Here is a 19752-nt window from a genome sequence, read left to right on the forward strand (position 1 = left end):
CCGCGCACGCCCTCACCCAGGAGCTTTCCCATGCATGCACGTCCCGTCCTGCGCCGCGCCCTCGTCACGGCCGGCGCGGCCCTCACCCTGACCGCGCTCGCCACCGCCCCCGCGTCGGCGCACGTGCGCGTCACCCCCGACGGCGAGGCCGCGGCCGGCGGCTACGCCGTCCTCACCTTCCGCGTCCCGAACGAGTCCGCCACCGCCGCCACCACCGCGGTCGAGGTGTCGCTGCCCACCGACACCCCGCTGGCGAGCGTGTCCGTGGAGCCAGTGCCGGGTTGGACCGCCGAGGTCGAGCGGGCTCCGCTGCCCGAGCCCGTCGAGCTGCACGGCACCGAGGTCACCGAGGCGCCGGTGCGCATCACCTGGACCGCCGACTCCCCCGAGGCGGCCCTCGCCGACGGCGAGTTCCAGCACTTCACCATCTCGGCCGGCCCGCTGCCCGAGGTCGACGCGCTGATGCTGCCCACCACGCAGACCTACACCGACAGCACCGTCGTCGCGTGGGACGAGCCCACGCCCGCGTCCGGCGAGGAGCCGGAGCACCCGGCGCCGGTGCTGCAGGTGTCGGCGGCCGCGGGCGCGCACGGGGCGGCCGACGCCACCAACGCCACGGACGTTGACACCACTGCCGACGACGCCGCGGCCGACGACGCGGCGTCCGGCTCCGGCCTCGGCACCGCGCTGGGCGCCGCCGGGCTCGGCCTCGGCCTCGTCGGCGCCGTGACCGGCACCGTGGCCGTCGCCCGCACGCAGCGCCGCGCCGCCGTGGCGGCCCCCGCGGGCGCCGACGGCGGGGCTTCCGCGGACGGCGAGGCGACGCGGTGACGGCCCGCACCGGGCGGCGCACCCTTCGGACCGCCGTGCGGCGCGCCGCCGCCGTCGCCGTGGCCGCGGCCCTCGCCGGGCCGGGCCTGCTCACGGTGACGGCGGCCCCGGCGTCGGCGCACAACTCGCTGGTGAGCACCGACCCGGAGGCCGACCGGACGCTCGCCGAGCCGCGCGACCAGGTGACGCTGACGTTCGACGACGTCGTGCTCGACCTGGGCGGCGGCGAGGGCACCGGCGGCACCGTGCTCGACGTCACCGGGCCCGACGGCACGCACCACGCGACCGCGTGCCCGTCGGTCGTGGACCGCACGGTCAGCGCGCCGGTCGCGCTGGGCGAGGCGGGCACGTACACGGTGACGTGGCGGGTGGTCTCCGCCGACGGCCACCCGATCAGCGGGCGGTACGCGTTCGACTACGCGCCGCCCGCGGGCACGCCGGCCACCGCCGGCACGGCCGCCGCGGCGTGCGGTGCGCCCGCCGACGACGCGGACGGCACCGAGAGCGACGAAGGCACCGCGGGCGACGCGGGCGCCGGGTCGGCGGAGGCCGGCGAGCCCGCCGCCTTCGCGGGCTCGAGCTGGGGCGTGAGCCCGGGCGCGGCCGTCGGCATCGCGACGGGCACCGCCGTCGTCGGCGCCGCCGTCGTTCTCGTCGCGCTGCGGCTGGCGCGCCGGCGCTGACGCCTGCCTCGGGCCGCAGGTCACCCGCACCGTGCGGGTGACCTGCGGCCCCGGCGGGTCACCCGCCGCCGTTCCGCGGCTACCGTGGAGGTTCGAGGAGGCAGCATGGCGCACGGTCACGACCACGGCGGGGTCGGCGGGGTCGGCGCGGGCTCGGCGCCCGGGCAGCGGCGGCGGCTCGCCGTCGCGCTCGCCATCACGACGGCGGTGCTCGTCGCCGAGGTGGTCGGCGCCGCGGTCACCGGCTCGCTCGCGCTCCTGGTCGACGCCGGCCACATGCTCACCGACGCCGGCGGGCTCCTGCTCGCGCTGGTGGCGGCCTCGCTCATGGCCCGGCCGGCGACGTCGCGCCGCACATGGGGCTGGCGCCGGGCGGAGGTGGTGGCCGCGGGGGTGCAGGCCGCGATCCTGCTCGCCGTCGGCGTGTACGCGCTGGTGGAGGGCGTGCGGCGGCTCACCGCGCCACCCGAGGTGGAGCCGACCGGGATGCTCGTCGTCGGCGTCGTCGGGCTCGTGGCGAACGTCGTGTGCCTCGCCGTGCTGGCCGGCGGGCGCACCGCCAACCTCAACCTGCGCGCCGCGTTCCTCGAGGTGGCCGCGGACGCCCTCGGGTCGGTGGCCGTCATCGCCGGCGCCGTCGTCGTGGCGACCACCGGCTGGCAGCGGGCCGACGCCGTGGCCGGCATGCTCGTCGCCGCGTGGATCGTGCCGCGGGCCGTGACGATCCTGCGGGAGTCCGGCGACGTGCTGCTGGAGACGACGCCAACGGGGCTCGACCTCGACGCCGTGCGGGCCCACCTGCTCGCGCTGCCGCACGTGCGGGAGGTGCACGACCTGCACGCCGGCCGCATCTCCACCACCCTGCCGGTGCTCAGCGCGCACGTGGTGGTCGACGACTCCTGCTTCCGCGACGGGCACGCCCCCCAGGTGCTCGACCAGCTCCAGGACTGCGTGGCCCGGCACTTCCCGGTGAGCGTGGAGCACTCGACGTTCCAGCTCGAGCCGGCGGGGCACGCCGCGCACGAGCACCACGAGGCCTGCTGAGCGGGGACGCCCGTGGCCGACGAGGAGGGTCCCGTGCAGGACGGGTCCAGCGGCACGACGTCGGACCCGCACGACGCCGCCCCGCGCGGCCGTGACCGCAGGCGCAACCTTCCGGACGTCCCCCGGGAGGCGCTCGTCGACGCCGTCGCCGACCGGCTGCGCGAGCGCGTCTACGTCACGTTCACCGCGCTCGCGGTGCTGCTCGCTCTCGGTGCCCACGGCGAGGACCTGGGGGCTGGGCCCGCGGCCGCGAGCCTGGTCATCACCACCGTCGGCACGGTGCTGGCCGCCGCCGTCGCCGAGCTGCTCGCCCACGTCGCCGTGCACGCCGAGCTGCCCGGCCGGTCGGTGCTGCGGCGGACGGCGTGGGTGAGCCTCGGCGCCTCCACCACGGCGGTCCTGCCCCTGCTGCTGCTCGGTGCGGCGGCCCTCGGCTGGTGGGAGGTGGGAACAGCGCTGGTCGCCGGGTCCGTGGCGCTCGTCATGACGCTGGTGCTCATCGGCTGGCTCGGGGTGCGGCGCACGCGCCTGCCGTGGTGGCAGAAGGTGCTCGCCCTCGCGGTGCTGGCGGCGCTGGGCACGCTCGTGCTCGTCCTCAAGATGCTGGCGCACTGACCTGGGGCGCACCATGGGCGCACGACGGGTGCGCGGAGGGCGTGCCCGAGGACCGGACCACGGAGGACGCCATGGGATCGCGCTCCGTCAGGAACACACAGGTGAGGCCCGCGAGCATCGCGATCAACCTCGCGAGGGCCGGGGCGTCGAGGACGACGACCACGGAGGCGAAGGGCATGAAGACGAAGGGCATGAAGACGAAGGGCACGAAGACGAAGGGCACGAAGGTTGGGGGCGCGCACGGCAAGGGCGCGCGCCGGGGCCGGCTGAAGGGCGTGTACACCGCCGCGATGGCGTCCGTGGCCGTCGCCGCCGTCGTCAAGGAGCTGCGCCTGCCGGCCGACCAGCGCACCTGGCACGGCAAGGTCGCCGGCCTGGTGCCCTACGACTTCCGCTTCCCCACGATGGCCCGCCTGAAGGAGCGGATGTGGGCACCGGAGAGCTCGCAGCTGGTCAACCCGCGGGCGTTCGGCGTCGGCTGGACGCTCAACGTGGGCCGCGTCGTCGCCGTGGTCCGGGAGCGGGTCGGGCGCTGACCCCCGTCAGTGCGTGAGCTTGAGCCCGATCACGCACCCGACGAGCCCGGCGATGAGCAGCAGCCGCACCACGGAGACCGGCTCGGCGCCGGTGAGCATCCCGTAGACGACGGTCAGCGCCGCGCCGATGCCCACCCAGACGGCGTAGGCGGTGCCGACGGGCAGGTCGCGCATCGCGTACGCGAGGCCGCCCATGCTCGCGACGACGGAGATGCCGAAGACGACGGTCGGCCAGAGCCTCGTGAAGCCCTCCGAGCGGTCGAGCGCGGTGGCCCACACCGCCTCGAGGGCGCCGGAGAGGACGAGGACGAACCAGGACATGGTGATCACTCCACCGCGCCGTCTTGTCGCACACCGGGTACGGCGCCCTCGTCCGGGAGCCCGCCGACCTCGCGGCGGGCTCTGGCGGCGAGGTTCTCACACGGGGGTGCCGGGGTCAAAGGCGGGAGCACGGAGGGTGCGCGGGCGGCGGCCACGGGGCCGCCGGCCCGGCCGGCGCGGTCAGCGCAGGACGAGCGCGAGGTATGCGCGCAGGTGGGCGGCCATGTCGACGCGCTCGGCCCGGGGGCCGTCCAGCGACATGAGCCACTGCACCTGCAGCCCGTCCATGAGCGCGATGATCGAGCGCGCCGCCTGGGCCGGCTCCACCCCCGGCGCCAGGCCGCCCCGGGCGGCGTGCGCCTCGAGCACCTCGGTGGACTGCTCGACGAGCCGGTCGTACCGGCGCCTGAAGTACTCGTGCGCCGGGTGCTCCGGCGTCGTGGCCTCGGTGGACAGCCCCGCGAACAGCTCGACCAGCGGCCGGCGCACCTGGTTGCGCTCGACGATGCGCACCAGCGCCTCGAAGTAGTCGGTGCCGCGCGCCAGGTCCTCCGCGAAGGCCTCGTTGTCCACGGCGTCCCGGTACTCGAGCACCGCCTCCAGCAGCGCCGCCTTGGTCGGGAAGTGGTGCAGCAGGCCCGGGTGCGAGATGTCGGCGCGCGCGGCGATGTCGCGCAGGGAGGCACCGTGGTAGCCCACCTCGGCGAACGCGAGGATGGCCGTCTGGATGATCTCGGCGCGCTTGGCGCGGCCCTTGGCGTACCCGCGGCCGCGCCCGTTCGTGGCCGGACCGCTCGTCGTCTCCGCCGTGGTGCTCGCGGACATGCCGTCTCCGATCCGTCGTCAGCGACGGTGCCGGGGCAGCACCGCCACAGCAAATCCTACCGTGCGCACGGTTTCTCCCGGTACGTTCCTGGACGGCGCCTGGGCGCCACCCGGATGCCCAGATGTCGTAGGTCCAGGACACGCCGGCGGCTCCGAGGATCCGCCGGCGTGTCTCGCACCCACGACGAGGCAGGTCAGGCGATCGCGAGCCCGTCGCCGAACCGGAACAGCGGGTCGGCGGTGTCGAACGGGACGTCCTCGCGCGACGCCTCGACGGCGGCCATCGACCGCGGCAGGTCGAACGGCAGGCGCCCCTCGGGCGGCACGGTGCCGGTGAGGGCGTCGAGCAGCGCCGGCAGGCCGGCGCCGAAGTTCACCACGACGGTCGCGGCGGCCTCGACGACCGGGGCGAGGATCGCCGGGCGGTCGAGGTAGACGTCGACGACCGCGGGCACCCGCCCTGCGACGTCGCGCACGTGCGCCACGACGTCGGCCGGGAACTCGAGCGACCCGGCGTGGAAGAAGCTCTCGAAGCCCGGCCCGCGCTCCTCGAACGGCGCCTTGAGGCGCAGCAGCGCGACGTCGGCCTCCTCCGGCGTGGCGACCAGGGCGACCCCGTGGCCGGCGGTCTCGCCGTCGGCCAGGCCCTCCGCGTAGATCCGCAGCCCCGCCGCGAGCGGCAGCCGGGCCGCGCCGTCGGCGGCGTTCTGCAGCACGGTGACCGAGCGGGACTGCGCCCGGCGCCCGGTGGCCACGAGGTCGGGGTGGCCGACGACGCGCTCGGCGGCGTCCTCGTCCACGTACCGGCGCTCGTCGAAGAGCCCGAGCACGAGCTTCTCGGTGAGCAGGCGGCGCACGGAGACGTCCAGGCGCTCCTCGCTCACCCGGCCGGCGCGGACCAGCTCCACCACCAGCTCGGGGCACGCCTCGCCGCCGAGCTGGTCGGCGCCGGCGTCGAGGATCTTCTCGACGCGCTCCAGCGGGGTCAGGTGCTCCACGCCCCAGGCCCGCGCGGGGAACGGCCGGCCGAACATCTCAGCGTCGGTGACCAGGCCCCAGTCGGTGCAGACGATCCCGTCGAACCCGAGCCGCTCGCGCAGCAGGCGGGTGAGGACCTGCTTGTTGAACCCGAACCCGACCTCCTCGATCGGCTCCGGGCCGTCGCCGAGGTCCACCTCGAGGCCCACGGGCATGCCGTAGTACGGCATCATCTGCCGCGTCCCGGCCGCGATGAGCGCCGGGAACGGCTCGAGGTGGGTGTCGAACGCCCCGCCCGGGTAGACCTGCTCGCGCCCGTACGGGAAGTGCGGGTCCTCGCCGTCCTGCTGCGGCCCGCCGCCCGGGAAGTGCTTGGTCATGGTGGACACCGACTCGGCGCCGAAGCCGCCGTCGAGGCCCCGGGCCCGGGCCACCTCGCCGGTGGCCTGGAACCCGTGCACGTAGGCCGCGCCGAGGCGGGCGGTGAGGGCGGCGTCCTCCCCGAAGGTGCCGCTGCCGCGCGCCCAGCGCGGCTCGGTGGCGAGGTCCACCTGCGGGTGCAGCGCGGTGCGGATGCCGACGGCGAGGTACTCCTGCCGGGCGGCGTCCGCGTGCTCCTCGACCAGGCGCTCGTCGCGGGTCGCCGCCAGGCCGAGCGTCTCGGGCCACTGCGAGAACGGACCCGAGAGCAGCGCCGTGCCGGGGTTGTCCGTGAAGGCGTTGCGCGGGTCGGTCGAGACGGTGACCGGGATGCCCAGGCGGGTCGACGCCGCGAGCCGCTGCAGGCGGTTGTGCCACGCGGCGAACTCGCGGGCCGTGCGCGGGGCGGCGAGCACGTTGAGGTGGGTCATGTGCTTGCCCACCACCATGCTGCTGGTGGCCTCCACGCCCATCGGCGAGCCGCCCTCGGCGAGCTCGCCGCCGGGGCCGATCTCCACCATGGTCTGGAAGAGCTGGCCGGCCTTCTCCTCGAGCGTCATGCGGCCGAGCAGGTCCGCCACGCGCTCGGCGACGGGGAGCGACGGGTCGCGGTAGGGGGCGTCGGCCGGCACGGCCGCGACGGGTGCGGCCGCGCCGGTGGTCACGCCGGTGGTGGTCACCGGGCCCCCTTGATGAACATCGTGCTCGCGGCGCCGACGATCGCCACGACGGCGCCGACGGTGAACATGGCCGCGTAGTTGTTGCCGTTGTCGCCGGCGGCGGCGCCCAGGGCCAGGAGCAGCGGGGCGCAGGCCGGGGCCAGCGACTGCGGCAGGGCGTTGGCGATGTTGAACACGCCCATGTTCTTGGCGGCCTCGGTCTCGCGGTTCGGCAGCACGTCGGTGACCAGGGCCAGGTCGACGGCGAAGTACGCGCCCAGGCCGGCGCCGAACAGGCCCGAGCCGACGTAGAGCAGGTTCGGCGTGCCGGCGAAGGCGAACACCAGCAGGCCGGCACCGGCCAGCACCGTGGAGACGATGACGAACACCTTGCGGCGGCCGGTGCGGTCGGAGACGGCACCGCCGGCGGACGCCGCGACGAGCAGCACGAGGGCCTGCACGACCATGAGGCGCAGCTGCCAGCTCAGCGCGGTGGGGGCGTCGAACCCGAAGCGGTCCTGGAAGTAGTAGACCTGGTAGTTGCTGAACAGCGCGAAGGCGAACAGCATCATGAAGCGGCCGACGAAGGCCCAGGCGAAGTCGGGGTGCTTGCGCGGGGAGACCCAGAAGCCCTTGACGAACTGCCACAGGTGGAAGCTGCCGGCCTCGGCCTTGCTCAGGCGGCGGTCCTTGAGGACGGCGACCAGGGCGAGCACGCCCACGATGGCGATCGCGGTGGGCAGCATGATCATCCAGAAGTCGGCCACGCCGGCCGAGGTGAGCGCGCTGGCGATCGCGACGCCGACGAGCGGGGCGAGGTTCTGGGCGATGCCCAGCCAGCCGGAGACGCGGGCGCGCTGGCGCTCGTCGACCTGGTCGGGCAGCACGGCCTGCAGGGCGGCCTGGGTGCCGTTGAAGGCGGTCTGGGCGATGGCCCAGCCGACGACCACGACGCCGATGTTCGGCGCGATCGCGATGAGCAGCAGGCCCACGGTGCCCAGCAGCACGCCCCACAGCAGCCACGGGCGGCGCATGCCCAGGCGCGACGTCGTGCGGTCGGACAGCGCGCCGGCGAGCGGGTTGGCCACGAAGGCGAAGAACGCCCCGACGCCGGTGACGAGAGCGAGGTTGCTGGCGCGCGTGTCGGGCGTCGACAGCGCGCTGACGCGCAGGGCGAGCGTGCTCAGCACCGGCGTGATCAGCGCGATGTACAGCGCGAAGTAGGCGGCGACGTACGCCACGACCAGAGCGGTGCCGGAGCGGCCGGCGACGGGCGCGGGCGCCCCGCTCCCCGACGCGGGCCGGACGGCGTCCAGCGGGGTGGCGATCCCGGCGTCCGACGTGACGTCGGCGGCCGCGGGCTGCGGCGTGAGCGATGCCATGGGTGACTCCTTCGTCCGGGGCTACGGCGCCCCGATGACCGACACACGGCTCGGCGTGGTCACCGAACCCCTACCAACTGGTAGGACCCAAACGCTACCACCCGGTAAGGCTTGGCCGCCATGGCCTCTTACCTGCGTCGATGCGGGCGAACCAGGCTGCGGACGCGGCGAGGCCCCGCCCCGCAGGACGCGGGACGGGGCCTCGGGCCGGTGCGGGCGCACGGCCCGCCGGGTGCGCTCAGGCGTTCGCGGCCGCCAGGAGCTCGCCGAGCCGGGCGCGGTCGAAGCCCGCCATGCCGAAGTCGGCGATGACGGCGAGCGGCATGTCGCCCACCATGGCGAGCAGGTCCTCGGCGAAGGCGCCGCTGCCGTAGACGACCTCGCGCAGCTGCTCGCCGACGCGCGGGTCGGCCAGCGCCTCGGTCACGGTGGACAGCTCGTGCAGCGGCAGGCGCACGTCCTCGCCCTCGACCTCGACGGTCACGGCGCCGCGCAGGTCGCGCGAGGACGCGCCGACGGCCACGACGAACTCGCCGCCCTCGACGACCCAGCGGCGCAGCACCGGGTGCCAGTAGGACAGGGCGCGGGCGTCCAGGTCGAGGACGACGTCGCGCGACTCGCCCGGCTCGAGCGCCACCTTGGCGAACGCCTTGAGCTCGCGCTCGGGGCGCTGCACCTGCGACTGCGGGTCGGCCACGTAGACCTGGACCACCTCGGCGCCGGCGCGGTCGCCCGTGTTGGTGACGCGCACGGTGACGCGCACGCCCGCCTCGGCGCCCGAGCCGGTCACCTCGGCGGAGACGTCGCCGTACGCGAACGTCGTGTACGACAGGCCGTGGCCGAAGGGGAACGACACGTCGATGCCGCGGGCGTCGTACCAGCGGTACCCGACGAAGATGCCCTCGCCGTAGCGCACGTGGCCGAGCTCGCCCGGGAAGTTGCCGTAGGACGGGTTGTCCTCGAGGCGCACCGGGAGGGTCTCGGCGAGGCGGCCCGACGGGTTGACCGCGCCGAGCAGCACGTCGGCGACGGCGCCGCCGGAGGCCTGGCCGCCGAGCCAGCCCTCGACGATCGCCGGGGCGAGGCCCTGCCAGGGGGCCACCGTGACGGCCGAGCCGTTGGACAGCACGACGACGACGCGCGGGTTCACCGCGGCGACGGCCTCGAGCAGCGCGACCTGGTCGGCGGGCAGGTCCATGTGCTCGCGGTCGTAGCCCTCGGACTCGTACGACGCGGGCAGCCCCAGGTGTACGACGACGGTGCGGGCCGCCTTGGCCACCTCGACCGCCTCGGCGCGCAGCGCCTCCGCGTCGGTGCCGGAGCCGGCGTCCTTGCCGTCGACGGCGTAGCCGGCGGCGAACGGCACCTCGGCGCCGGTGGCGGCGCGCAGCGCGGTGAGCGCGTCGTCGAGCTGCGTCGGGTTCACCTGCGACGAGCCGGCGCCCTGGTAGCGCGGCGTGCGGGCGAGCTCGCCCACGACGACCAGGCCCTCGCCGTCGGCCAGCGGCAGCAGCGGGGCGCCGTCCACGGCGTCGTTCTTGAGCAGCACCGTGCCCGCGGCGGCGGCCTCGCGGGCCAGCGCGTGGTGCTCGGCGGCGTCGACGGTGCCCGGCTCGGCGAGCGCCGGCTGCGCGCGCGAGACGAGGTGCAGCACGTTGCGCACGGCGGCGTCGACGTCGGCCTCGTCGAGGCGGCCCTCGCGCACGGCGGCGACCACCTGGGCGTCGGTGCGCCCGCCGCTGGACGGCATCTCCAGGTCGAGGCCGGCGGCCACGGCGGCGACACGGTCGCGCACGGCGCCCCAGTCGGAGACGACCAGGCCCTCGAAGCCCCACTCGTCACGCAGCACCTCGGTGAGCAGCCAGTGGTTCTGCGAGGCGTACACGTCGTTGACCTTGTTGTACGAGCACATGACGGTCCACGGCTGCGCCTGCTTCACGACGCGCTCGAAGGCCGGCAGGTAGATCTCGCGCAGCGTGCGCTCGTCGACGTCGGCCGACACGCGCATGCGGTCGGCCTCCTGGTTGTTGGCCGCGTAGTGCTTGAGCGACGTGCCCACGCCCTGCGACTGGATGCCCTGCACGAGGGCGGCGCCGAGCTCGCCGGCCACCAGCGGGTCCTCCGACAGGTACTCGAAGTTGCGCCCGCACAGCGGGGACCGCTTGATGTTGACGCCCGGGCCGAGCAGCACGGCGACGTCGTTGGCGCGGGTCTCGCGGCCGAGGGCCTCGCCGACGCGGCGCAGCAGCGCGGCGTCCCAGGTGGAGCCGAGGGCCGCGGCGGTGGGGAAGCAGGTCGCGGGCACGGAGTTGCCGATGCCCAGGTGGTCGGCGGACTCCGCCTGCTTGCGCAGGCCGTGCGGGCCGTCGGTGACCATGACGCTCGGCACGAGCGTCTCGCCGTCGCGCTCGACCGGCTGGGTGTGCCAGAAGTCGACGCCCGAGAGCAGCGAGGCCTTCTCCTCGAGGGTGAGCTCGGCGAGCACGCGCTCGGTGTCGAAGGGCTTGCCCGGGGCGGTCGCCGGAGCCGCGTCGGTGGTGGTCATGGGGACGCTCCTCGTCGTCGAAGGATGGGGCTGCCGCGGGCGGGGACAAATCCCTACCGTGCGGTAGGTGTCAAACTACCGCACGGCGCGGCGATCGCCTACCGACCGGTCGGTGCAAGGGGTCCGGAGGACGGCTCCGAGCCTCGCCAGGTGCGGGGGTCGCGCCCGCGTGGTGACGTGGACCACACCGGATCCACCACGACGGAAGGGCACCATCGTGATCAAGAAGCTCTCGGAGATGGGCGTCAAGTCCGAGTACGCCTACATGGCCGGGTTCGCCTCCGTGGCGTTCACCTGGGTCTCGTGGCTCGTGTCCCGCGGCAAGCCCACCGACTCGCGCGCGCAGTCCGACCGCTGGGGCCTGTTCGTCGGGGAGTGGGCGCCCACGTTCTTCGCGATCGGCACGGCGCTGCGCCTCGAGGAGCAGGACAAGGAGGGCTGAGCCCGGGCAGCGATGCCCGGGCAGCGACGCCCCGGGCTCGCTCCCCCCGACGGCCGACGGCTGGAGAAGCGGGACGTAACCACCGCTGTTTCGTCCCGCTTCTCCAGCCGTCGGCGTCCTTGGCCGGTGTCAGGCGCCCGCCTGGCTCAGCGCGAAGGCGACGAGGAACCCGACGGCGGTGATGAGGCCGGTCATCAGGTGCGCCCGCTCGAACGCCTCGGGGATCATCGTGTCGGCGACCATCGCGAGGATCGCGCCGGCCGCCACCGCCGTGACGACCGCGACCGCCAGCGGCGGCGCCACGCCCGCCAGCAGGAAGCCGGCCGCGGCCGACGCCGCGCAGGCGACGGCGATCGCGCCCCAGACCCCGAAGACGTAGCCCGCGCTGCGCCCGGCCCGCTTCATGCCGACGACGCTCGAGAGGCCCTCGGGCACGTTGGAGATGAAGATCGCCGCGATGAGCGTGGTGCTCACGCCGCCGCCGGTCACGAGACTCACGCCGAGCACCACCGACTCCGGGATGCCGTCGAGCAGCGAGCCGATGGCGATCGCCGCGCCGCTGCCCTGGCTGTCCGCCTCGGTGGGCTGCTGCCCGCCCGACCGCTTGCGGTGCCGCCCGCCGAAGCGGGACACCAGGGCGTTCGCCCCGGCGTACGCGGCGGCGCCGCCGAGCACGCCGACCACCGTGGCCACCGTGCCGCCGGTCTCCTGCGCCTCGAGCGTCAGGTCGTACGCGAGCGCCGAGATCAGCACGCCGGCCCCGAACGCCATGATGCTCGCGCTGACCCGCTGCGGCACCGACACGAACCACGCGATCGCGGCCCCCACCACGAGGGCCGCGCCCCCGAGCAGACCCCACGCCCCGGCCTCCCACCACGTCGACATGGGCACCACCGTGGGGCCCGGCGGCGGGGCACGCACGCGCCGGGACCGGGCTCCGGCTGCGCGCCCGACGTTCGTCCGGCAGCGTTGAGCGTGGCCGGAGCGCCCGCCCCGGCCGCCGTCCGAGCACCGGCGCGCAGGTCCCCCGTCGGTGGAGAGAGGCCGAGGCATGGCGCCAGGCGCGCGGGTGGAGACGGGCACGTGGGCACCGGGGATGCGGTATGTGCGCACGGGCCCGCGCGACGACGCGGAACCCGTGCTCGTGCTGCCCGGGCTGGAGAGCCACGCCCAGCCGCCGACCCGGCTCGGGCAGCGCATGATCCTGGGCTCGCTGCGCCCGCTCGCCGGCGCACGGGACGTGTGGTGGGTCGACCGCCGGGCCGGCCTGCGGCCGGGCGTGACGATCGCCGACCTGGCGGCCGACTACGCCGACGGCATCGCCCGCCGCCACGACGGCCCGGTCGACGTCGTCGGCAGCTCCACCGGCGGCAGCATCGCGCTGCAGCTCGCCGCGGACCACCCCCGGCTCGTGCGGCGGCTCGTCCTCGTCTCGGCGGCCGCACGCCTGGGGCCCGGCGGGCGCGCGTCGCAGCGCCGGGTCGCCGAGGCGCTCGCGGCGGGGCGGCCCCACGCGGCGGGCGCGGCGATGGGGAGCCAGCTCGGCACCCCGCTCACCGACCCGCTGTGGACCGCCGCCGGCCGGCTGCTCGGCCCGCTGCTGTTCCGCCACGGCCGCGCCGACCTGGTCGCGACCATCGGCGCCGAGGACGCCTTCGACCTCACCGACCGGCTGCCGGAGGTCACCGCTCCCGTCCTGGTGGTCGCCGGCGACTCCGACGGCTGCTACGGCCCGGAGCTCTTCGCGGCGACCGCGGCCGGGCTGCCCGAGGCTCGGCTCGTCGTCTACCCCCGCACGGGGCACGCGGGCGTCGAGGGCCACCGGCGTTACGGCCCCGACGTCCTGGGCTTCCTCGACGGCCGGCCCGACGACCACGCGGCAGCGCCGGCGCGGCCCCCGCTCGGGTGAGCCAGGGTCGCGCCGGCGCCACTGTCCCCACGGCTGCCCGCGGACGCGGTGCGACCGCGGGGACCAGGACCTCAGCCGCGCCCGCGGCCGAGCATCGCGGACCGGACGGCGTCGTGGACGTCGATGTTTCGCTGGGCACCAGCGAGGCCGGCGGCGCCGGGCCCCTGCGCCGTGACGGGCGTCGCGTCGCCCGAGTGGCCACCGGTGGTCCAGTCGACGGTGAACTGCAGGTCCGTGCCGGGGATGTCGTACGGGCCGTCCTCGGTGGTCGTGTCCTGCCCGGACTCGTCGGTGTCGTCGACGTTCTCGATCGCCAGGCCGCCGGTGGCGTGGTCGCCGACGACCAGGACGAGGGTGCGCGGGTTGCGCTCCTGGAACTCGAGGGCGAGCCGCACCGTCTCGTCGAGCGCCTGCCCGGACTGGATGGTCCGCGTCGCGTTGCTGCGGTGCGCGAACTCGTCCACCGCCTCCTCCTCGACCAGCAGGAAGAAGCCGTCGCGGTCGTGGGACAGCACCTCGAGCGCCTTGGCGGTCATGTCGACGAGCGGCACCTCCGGGTCGTAGATGTCGCCGTCACCCTCGTTGCGCTGCTCGAACATCTCCTCGTTGGCGAACAGGCCGAGCAGCTTGCCGCGCGAGCGGGCGTCGGCCAGCTCCTCGGCGGTGCTGACGTAGGTGTACCCCTGCCGCTGCGCCTGACGGACGAGGTTGCCCTCGGTGCCCTTGCTGGCCTCGGTGGGGTCGGTCGCGGGCGCGTCGGGCCAGCGGCCCGGGTTCCCGGCGGGGTACCACCAGTCCTCGCCGCCGCCCAGGATGACGTCCGGCTTCGACGACTCCAGGAACTGCCGCGCGATCTCGCTCTGGTCACCCCGGTCGGGCACGTGGGCGCCGAACGCGCCGGGGGTGGCGTCGGTGACCTGGGCCGTGGTGACCAGGCCGGTCGCCTTGCCGGCCTTGCGGGCCTCCTCCAGCAGCGTCGGCACGGGCTCGCCGTCGACGTCGACGCCGACGGCGCCGTTGTACGTCCGCACGCCGCTGGCGAAGGCGGTGGCGCCCGCCGCGGAGTCGGTGACCGCCTCCTCCGGGTCGGCCGGGTCGGTGTACGCCCAGCCCGCGTGCTCCAGGGAATCCATGGCGAGCTGCCCCTCGCGCCCCACGGTCGCGAGCCGGATCAGCTCCCGCTGGGACAGCCCCAGCCCGTCGCCCTGGATGAAGATGACGTTGCGGGCCCGCTCGGACGCGCCGTGCCCGTGGCCGTGGCCGCCCCCTCCCCCGCGTCCGCCGTCGAGCGGCAGCAGCGCCGCCGTCCCGACCACCGCGGCTGCGGCGAGACCCGCCGCGCCGGTCCTGCGCAGTGCCTGTCGTGCGCCCATGACTCCTCCTCGACGGTCGCACCCCGCGGGAGGCTCCCTGCGGGGCCCGTGCGCACCGCGCCCGGCACCCTCGTCGAGCGCTCGGCCGACGACGTCGTCGGCCACAGCACCGTACGGCCGTCCGGGTCCGCCGGCATGCCGGCGGCCTCGCCGGCTCCATGGGGTCCGCGGCCCCGGTGTGCCGACGCACCGCCCGGGGACGACGAACGGGCGGCCAGCGAGGCTGGCCGCCCGTCACGTCTGCCGCACCGGTAGACGCCTCTCGGCGCGTGGCCGCTCGGAGCGGCTGAGGGTGAAGCCCGGGGGTCGTGACCGGTGCGACACCTGCTGCAACCGAACGCCCCCGCGAGATGTTCCCGGGTGTTCCTCGGTGGCGCCCCCGGCCGCCCGGGTCAGCCGCGGCGCCGCCGCACGGGTGCCGGTGGCTCGACGGAGCGGGCCTGGAGGTGCTCGTAGACGACGGAGGTGCGCACGTCGGCGACCTCGCGCCGCTCGGTGAGCCGGTCGATGACGAACGAGTAGAGGGCGTCGTTGTCCGGCACGGCCACGTGCACCAGGAAGTCCTCAGTGCCGCTGGTGACGAACAGCCCGAGCGTCTCCGGCAGGGCCGCCGCCCAGGTGCGGAACCCCTCGATGTTGGCCCGCGACGGCGGACGGATCCGCACGGCGACGAGCGCCTGCACCGGCCGGCCGAGCGCGGGCAGGTCGACCTCGAGGCGCGCTCCCCGGATGACGCCTCGCTCGCGCAGGGCGCGGGTGCGGTCCAGCGCCGTGGTGGGCGCCACGCCCACGGCGGCGGCGACGTCGCGGTTCGTCCGGCGCGCGTCTTTCTGCAGCTCTCGCAGGATCGCCAGGTCGAGGGCGTCGAGCTCCACCATGCGCCCGAGCGTATCCGTCGTTCCGACGGCCGAAGCGGCGTCTGCCCGTATGTCGGTCGCCGATCCATGCCGCTGGGGAGCGGATGGCGTCGATGGTTCGCCAGCACCGGACGAAGCACGTCCGCGTCCCTACGCTCGCCGCATGAGCACTCCCGTCAGCACGCCTGCCGCCGTCGGGTTCGAGCCCGACGAGATCCGCACGTCCGAGCCCACGCGTTCCGCTCGCCTCAAGTGGGTGGTGGTCGTCGACGAGTCGCTCCCGCCGGGGCGCGCCGCCAACGCGGCGATCTGCGTCGCCGCGGCGACCGCCACCGACGTGCGCGGGCTGCGCGGCCCCGACGCCGTCGACGCCGACGGCACCGTCCACCCCGGCCTGCCATGGAGCGGCTGCACGGTGCTCGTGGCGCCGGCCGACCAGCTCGCCGCCATCCGGGCCAGGGCGACCGCGTCGCTCGGCGTGTACGTGGCCGACATGCCGGCCGCCGCCCAGCACACCCGCGTCTACGACGAGTACCTCGGCGCGGTGGCGGCCGCCGGCGCGGACGACCTGCCGGCGTACGCCGTCAGCCTGGTGGGCCCGCGGAACCGGGTCGACAAGATCGTCGGCCGGCTGCCGCTGATGTCCTGACCCGGGTCCCGACGCGACGAGGCCCCGCCCACGACCCTCTTCTCGAGTCGTGGGCGGGGCCTCGTCAGCTACCCGTCAGGGCCGCCTGGCGGCCGGCCTCCCGGGTGGGAGGCCGGCCGTCTGCCGTCAGCTGTTCGTGCCGGCGCGGCGTCGGGCGACGCGCACGGCCAGCAGGCCCAGGAGCAGCAGCAGGGCTGCCGCGCCGATGATGCTGCCGACCATCACGCCGGTCTGGGCCAGGCCGAGCACGACGGCGGAAGCACCTCGACGGCGCTGGTGGACGTGCTCGGCACGGTCGGTCCCCATCTCGACGTGACGGACGCAGCGGCCCCCACGCACGCTGCGATCCGGGTGCAGGGTATCCGCCCTGTATGCCCGGGCGACAGACCCCCCACCGATGACACACTGGGGGCGAGCCCGCCGATCCGAGCACCCGGAGCCCCGCATGACCGACGTCCTGGCCGCCCTGGCCGCCGCCGTGGCGGCCGCCCCGGACAGCGCTCCGCTGCGCGTCCACTACGGCAGCCTGCTGCACGACGCCGGCCGTCACGTCGAGGCGGTCGAGCAGGCGAGCGCCGCGCTGCGCCTGGCCCCCACCGACGGCGACGCGCTCTCGCTGCTCACCCGGGCGACGACGTCGCTGCAGGCCGGCGCGGTCACGGCGTCGGGCCCGCTCCCGACGGCGACGCCCACGACGGCGCCCACGACGGCGCCCACGACGGCTCCCGAGCCCGCCGACCCGGCGGCGCTCACCGAGCTCACCGAGCTCACCGAGCTCGCCGAGGTGGCCGAGCCGCTCGAGGCCACGGAGATCGCCGAGCCGCTCGACCCCTTCGCCACCATCGAGGCGCCGGCGGCGCCCGACGAGCCGGTCGTGCCCGCCGAGCCCGCTCAACCCGCCGAGCCCGTCGAGCCGGAGAAGACCGCCGAGCCCGACGAGTCCGCCGTCGACTGGGCGGCGCTCGAGGCGGAGGTCGGCGTCGACGTGCCGCCGCCCTTCGTCGCGCCCGACGACGCGGGCGACGGGCCGAGCACGGGCGACGGCACCGGCTCCGGCGACGCCCCCGGCCTGGTCCCGGCCCGCGCCGACGCGCCCGACGACGGCGCCGACCTGCTCGACGTGTCGCACGAGACGGTGACGCTCGACGACGTCGGTGGCCTGGAGCCGGTGAAGCAGCGCATCCGCGAGGCGTTCCTGGAGCCGATGCGCAACCCGGCGATCGCCAAGGCGTTCGGCAAGTCGCTGCGCGGCGGCCTGCTGCTCTACGGCCCGCCCGGCACGGGCAAGACCTACCTCGCCCGCGCCGTCGCCGGCGAGCTCGGCGCCCGGTTCCTCACCGTGACGCTGGCCGACGTCCTCGACCGCTACCTCGGCGAGAGCGAGCAGAACCTGCGCGCGCTGTTCCAGCGGGCGCGCCGGCTCGCGCCCGCGGTGCTGTTCCTCGACGAGGTCGACGCGATCGGCGGCAAGCGGTCGCAGTACTCGGGCTCGGGCGGCATGCGCACGGTGGTCAACCAGCTGCTGCAGGAGATGGACGGCATCGGCGCCGACAACGACGGGCTCTTCGTGCTCGGCGCCACCAACCACCCGTGGGACGTGGACACGGCGCTGCTGCGCCCGGGCCGGTTCGACCGCGTGGTGCTCGTGCTGCCGCCGGACGCGCCGGCGCGCGAGGCGATCCTGCGCCACCACCTGCGCGGCCGGCCGCTGGCCGGGATCGACCTGGGCGAGCTCGTCGCGCAGACCGACGGGTTCTCCGGCGCCGACCTGCAGCACCTGGCGGCGTCGGCGGCCGAGAAGGCGATGATGGACTCGATCGCCACCGGCGAGGTCCGCGCCATCACCATGGCCGACCTGCGCGGCGCGCTGCGCGACGTGCGCCCGTCCACCACGGCGTGGCTGCAGTCGGCCCGCAACGTGGTGCAGTTCGCCAACCACGACGGCCAGTACGACGACCTGGCGGCCTACCTGCGCAGCCGCCACATGCTGTGAGCGCCCCCGCCGGCGGCACCGCCGTCGACGTCGAGGGGGTCGTGCGGCGCGCCCAGCTGCTCGCCGAGGCCGGCCGCGTGGAGCGTGCCGTCGAGCTGGTCGACGAGGCGCTGGGCCAGGAGCCCGACAGCGGCTACCTGCTGATCACCGCGGCGTCCCTGCGCCTGCAGACCGGCCGGTCGCGCGAGGCGCGGGAGATCCTCGAGGTGGTCGTGGCCGCGGCGCCCGAGCTGCCCGGGCCGCTGTACCTGCTGTCGCGGGCCCGCCAGGAGACCGGCGACCTCGACGGCGCCCGCGCGAGCATCGACGCGGCGCTCGAGCTCGCCCCGTCCGAGCCGGTCTACCACCTGCAGCTCGCCGACGTCGTCGTCGACGCCAGGCCGCGGCGCAAGGACAAGGCGCTGGTCCGCGAGCGCATCGGTGCGGCGCTCGAGCTGGCGCCGGAGGACCCGGACGTGCTGCTGGAGTGCGCCCGCCTGCAGATGCGGCTCGGCGACGGCGCGGCGGCGCTGCGGGCGGTGCTGCAGGGCCTGCGGGTCGCGCCGGAGCACGAGGGGCTGCGGTACGCCGAGGCCCAGCTGCGGCCGGACGACGCCGCGCGGGCGAGCGGCCTGGGCGACCTGCTGGCCGCCAACCCCGCGCACACCGAGGCCGCCTACTGGCTGCACGTCAACGCGTGGCAGCAGCTGCTGCGGATCGCCGACTCGCCGGTGTGGGCCGGTGTCGTGCTGGCGTGGGCCGTGGCGCTGGCGATGTCGGACGGCTGGTCGCTCGTGGTCGCCCTGGTCAGCACCCTGTGCCTGCTGCGGCTGGTGACGGGCGCCCGGCAGGCGGTCGCGGTGATGCGCCGGATGCCGCCCGGCTACGCGCGCCGCAACGCGACGTACGGCCGCCGCCCGCGGCTGCGCCCCGTCCTCGTGGGCGCCGCCTGGGCGGGCGTCGTGGCGGTCGCCGTCGCGCTGCTCTTCGTGCGCGACCCCGTGGCCGTGCGCTGGCTGCTCGTCGCGCTCACCGCGACGGAGCTGGTCGGCGCCGTCGGCAGCGGGCTGGTGCTGCGGTCGCTGTGGCGCTCGGCCGACGCGTCCGGCCTGTTCCCGCCGGGCGACGTCGGCGTGCAGCGCGTGGACCGGCTGCGCGCGCTCGCCGGGTCGCTGCTGCGCAAGCGCGTCGTGGTCGCGGTGGTGATCAGCCTGATCGCCCTCGGCACCGGCCTGCGCACGGGACGCCTCGACGCGCTGCCCGCGCTCGCGGTCGGCGCGGGCGGCACCGTCACCGCCGTCGTCGTGCTGGTGTGGGTGCAGCGGCGCACGGCCGCGCGCCTGCGGTCGGACGACGGCGCCACCGCCCGGCGCGCGGGCGCGGGCGGCGCCCTCGGGCTCGCCGCGGTCGGCGCCGCCGCGGCGCTCGCCGTCGTCGGCGGGCTCGCCACGACGCCCGTGGGGCCCAACCGCTACGACGACGACCCGACGTACGCGATGACCGGCGACAGCCCGCGCTCGAGCGGCTCGGAGCTCACCGACCGGCAGCGGCGGCTCCTCGAGGAGCTGCGGTCGAACGGGCCGACGTCCTACCCCACGCTCGACATCCCGGAGATGGACGGGTTCGACCTCGAGGGGCTGGAAGGGCTGGACCTCGACGGGCTCGACGCCGACGGCGCGGGTGCGCCCGGCGTCGCACCCGCTGGCTAGGG

The 19752-nt window shown here is 75.9% G+C and carries 19 protein-coding genes and 1 riboswitch; of the genes, 10 read left to right on the forward strand and 9 right to left on the reverse strand.

Going from position 1 to position 19752, the window contains the following annotated elements; all coding sequences use genetic code 11:
• The first annotated feature begins 30 nt into the window (after positions 1-30).
• From U5M74_RS07095 to U5M74_RS07115, 5 genes are all read left to right on the forward strand, one after another.
• Positions 31-831, forward strand: coding sequence for a YcnI family protein (locus tag U5M74_RS07095; RefSeq protein ID WP_410907508.1), 801 nt, complete (start codon positions 31-33; stop codon positions 829-831).
• The gene (locus U5M74_RS07100; protein ID WP_410907510.1) at positions 828-1514 is read left to right on the forward strand and encodes a copper resistance protein CopC; all 687 of its coding nucleotides are present in this window, start codon (positions 828-830) and stop codon (positions 1512-1514) included. The genes U5M74_RS07095 and U5M74_RS07100 overlap by 4 nt, the downstream gene beginning before the upstream one ends.
• A gap of 105 nt (positions 1515-1619) precedes the next feature.
• Positions 1620-2558 (forward strand): cation diffusion facilitator family transporter, encoded by a 939-nt coding sequence (locus U5M74_RS07105; RefSeq protein ID WP_410907512.1) that lies wholly within the window; start codon positions 1620-1622, stop codon positions 2556-2558.
• 33 nt (positions 2559-2591) lie between these two features.
• Entirely contained in the window at positions 2592-3173 is a 582-nt protein-coding gene (locus U5M74_RS07110; protein WP_410907514.1) for a hypothetical protein, read from the forward strand.
• 101 nt (positions 3174-3274) lie between these two features.
• Positions 3275-3709 carry a DUF5808 domain-containing protein gene (locus tag U5M74_RS07115; protein ID WP_410907516.1) on the forward strand — a complete coding sequence of 145 codons (435 nt, stop codon included), beginning with the start codon at positions 3275-3277 and terminating at the stop codon, positions 3707-3709.
• Between the two features lie 6 nt (positions 3710-3715).
• Here U5M74_RS07115 and U5M74_RS07120 read toward each other — a convergent pair whose 3' ends face one another.
• The 5 genes from U5M74_RS07120 to U5M74_RS07140 all read right to left on the reverse strand — a co-directional run bounded on the left by U5M74_RS07120 (position 3716) and on the right by U5M74_RS07140 (position 10839).
• Complete coding sequence (locus U5M74_RS07120) at positions 3716-4030, reverse strand: DMT family transporter (RefSeq protein WP_410907518.1); 315 nt, start codon at positions 4028-4030, stop codon at positions 3716-3718.
• A gap of 12 nt (positions 4031-4042) precedes the next feature.
• Positions 4043-4115, reverse strand: a riboswitch (guanidine-III (ykkC-III) riboswitch).
• Positions 4116-4210: 95 nt separating this feature from the next.
• On the reverse strand, positions 4211-4855 hold the full coding sequence (locus tag U5M74_RS07125) for a TetR/AcrR family transcriptional regulator (RefSeq protein WP_410907520.1): 645 nt from the start codon (positions 4853-4855) through the stop codon (positions 4211-4213).
• Between the two features lie 194 nt (positions 4856-5049).
• Positions 5050-6933 (reverse strand): glycoside hydrolase family 3 protein, encoded by a 1884-nt coding sequence (locus U5M74_RS07130; RefSeq protein WP_410907522.1) that lies wholly within the window; start codon positions 6931-6933, stop codon positions 5050-5052.
• A complete protein-coding gene (locus U5M74_RS07135; RefSeq protein WP_410907524.1) occupies positions 6930-8294 on the reverse strand; it encodes an MFS transporter in 1365 nt (454 codons plus the stop codon). The genes U5M74_RS07130 and U5M74_RS07135 overlap by 4 nt, the downstream gene beginning before the upstream one ends.
• A 238-nt stretch (positions 8295-8532) precedes the next feature.
• Positions 8533-10839 carry a glycoside hydrolase family 3 C-terminal domain-containing protein gene (locus U5M74_RS07140; protein WP_410907526.1) on the reverse strand — a complete coding sequence of 769 codons (2307 nt, stop codon included), beginning with the start codon at positions 10837-10839 and terminating at the stop codon, positions 8533-8535.
• Positions 10840-11056: 217 nt separating this feature from the next.
• On the opposite strand from U5M74_RS07140, the gene U5M74_RS07145 reads away from it, so the two are divergent.
• Entirely contained in the window at positions 11057-11281 is a 225-nt protein-coding gene (locus tag U5M74_RS07145) for a hypothetical protein (protein WP_069983984.1), read from the forward strand.
• A 129-nt stretch (positions 11282-11410) separates the two neighbouring features.
• Here U5M74_RS07145 and U5M74_RS07150 read toward each other — a convergent pair whose 3' ends face one another.
• Positions 11411-12166, reverse strand: coding sequence for a ZIP family metal transporter (locus U5M74_RS07150; RefSeq protein WP_410907528.1), 756 nt, complete (start codon positions 12164-12166; stop codon positions 11411-11413).
• A 220-nt stretch (positions 12167-12386) separates the two neighbouring features.
• On the opposite strand from U5M74_RS07150, the gene U5M74_RS07155 reads away from it, so the two are divergent.
• The gene (locus U5M74_RS07155; RefSeq protein WP_410907530.1) at positions 12387-13190 is read left to right on the forward strand and encodes an alpha/beta fold hydrolase; all 804 of its coding nucleotides are present in this window, start codon (positions 12387-12389) and stop codon (positions 13188-13190) included.
• Between the two features lie 71 nt (positions 13191-13261).
• Here the strand turns inward: U5M74_RS07155 and U5M74_RS07160 are convergent, their stop codons facing one another.
• Positions 13262-14563, reverse strand: a complete 1302-nt coding sequence (locus U5M74_RS07160; RefSeq protein ID WP_410907532.1) for an alkaline phosphatase — start codon at positions 14561-14563, stop codon at positions 13262-13264.
• A gap of 392 nt (positions 14564-14955) precedes the next feature.
• Positions 14956-15441 carry an Lrp/AsnC family transcriptional regulator gene (locus U5M74_RS07165; RefSeq protein WP_410907534.1) on the reverse strand — a complete coding sequence of 162 codons (486 nt, stop codon included), beginning with the start codon at positions 15439-15441 and terminating at the stop codon, positions 14956-14958.
• Positions 15442-15583: 142 nt separating this feature from the next.
• On the opposite strand from U5M74_RS07165, the gene U5M74_RS07170 reads away from it, so the two are divergent.
• The gene (locus U5M74_RS07170) at positions 15584-16069 is read left to right on the forward strand and encodes a DUF2000 domain-containing protein (protein ID WP_410907536.1); all 486 of its coding nucleotides are present in this window, start codon (positions 15584-15586) and stop codon (positions 16067-16069) included.
• Positions 16070-16195: 126 nt separating this feature from the next.
• Here U5M74_RS07170 and U5M74_RS07175 read toward each other — a convergent pair whose 3' ends face one another.
• A complete protein-coding gene (locus U5M74_RS07175) occupies positions 16196-16375 on the reverse strand; it encodes a hypothetical protein (protein WP_410907538.1) in 180 nt (59 codons plus the stop codon).
• A gap of 139 nt (positions 16376-16514) precedes the next feature.
• On the opposite strand from U5M74_RS07175, the gene U5M74_RS07180 reads away from it, so the two are divergent.
• Both U5M74_RS07180 and U5M74_RS07185 read left to right on the forward strand, forming a co-directional pair.
• Positions 16515-18062 carry an AAA family ATPase gene (locus U5M74_RS07180; protein ID WP_410907540.1) on the forward strand — a complete coding sequence of 516 codons (1548 nt, stop codon included), beginning with the start codon at positions 16515-16517 and terminating at the stop codon, positions 18060-18062.
• Positions 18059-19750 carry a tetratricopeptide repeat protein gene (locus U5M74_RS07185; RefSeq protein ID WP_410907542.1) on the forward strand — a complete coding sequence of 564 codons (1692 nt, stop codon included), beginning with the start codon at positions 18059-18061 and terminating at the stop codon, positions 19748-19750. Before U5M74_RS07180 ends, U5M74_RS07185 begins: the two co-directional genes overlap by 4 nt.
• The last annotated feature ends 2 nt before the right edge of the window (positions 19751-19752 follow it).

Origin of the sequence: Puerhibacterium sp. TATVAM-FAB25 (genome assembly GCF_046535855.1) — a bacterium.
Classification (GTDB): Bacteria; Actinomycetota; Actinomycetes; order Actinomycetales; family Cellulomonadaceae; genus Puerhibacterium; species Puerhibacterium variabilis_A.

Coding starts and splice junctions, on each gene's coding strand:
- U5M74_RS07095 (WP_410907508.1), top strand. CDS start 31: ATGCATGCACGTCCCGTCCTGCGCCGCGCCCTCGTCACGGCCGGCGCG.
- U5M74_RS07105 (WP_410907512.1), top strand. CDS start 1,620: ATGGCGCACGGTCACGACCACGGCGGGGTCGGCGGGGTCGGCGCGGGC.
- U5M74_RS07120 (WP_410907518.1), bottom strand. CDS start 4,030: ATGTCCTGGTTCGTCCTCGTCCTCTCCGGCGCCCTCGAGGCGGTGTGG.
- U5M74_RS07125 (WP_410907520.1), bottom strand. CDS start 4,855: ATGTCCGCGAGCACCACGGCGGAGACGACGAGCGGTCCGGCCACGAAC.
- U5M74_RS07135 (WP_410907524.1), bottom strand. CDS start 8,294: ATGGCATCGCTCACGCCGCAGCCCGCGGCCGCCGACGTCACGTCGGAC.
- U5M74_RS07140 (WP_410907526.1), bottom strand. CDS start 10,839: ATGACCACCACCGACGCGGCTCCGGCGACCGCCCCGGGCAAGCCCTTC.
- U5M74_RS07150 (WP_410907528.1), bottom strand. CDS start 12,166: ATGTCGACGTGGTGGGAGGCCGGGGCGTGGGGTCTGCTCGGGGGCGCG.
- U5M74_RS07160 (WP_410907532.1), bottom strand. CDS start 14,563: ATGGGCGCACGACAGGCACTGCGCAGGACCGGCGCGGCGGGTCTCGCC.
- U5M74_RS07165 (WP_410907534.1), bottom strand. CDS start 15,441: ATGGTGGAGCTCGACGCCCTCGACCTGGCGATCCTGCGAGAGCTGCAG.
- U5M74_RS07170 (WP_410907536.1), top strand. CDS start 15,584: ATGAGCACTCCCGTCAGCACGCCTGCCGCCGTCGGGTTCGAGCCCGAC.
- U5M74_RS07175 (WP_410907538.1), bottom strand. CDS start 16,375: ATGGGGACCGACCGTGCCGAGCACGTCCACCAGCGCCGTCGAGGTGCT.
- U5M74_RS07180 (WP_410907540.1), top strand. CDS start 16,515: ATGACCGACGTCCTGGCCGCCCTGGCCGCCGCCGTGGCGGCCGCCCCG.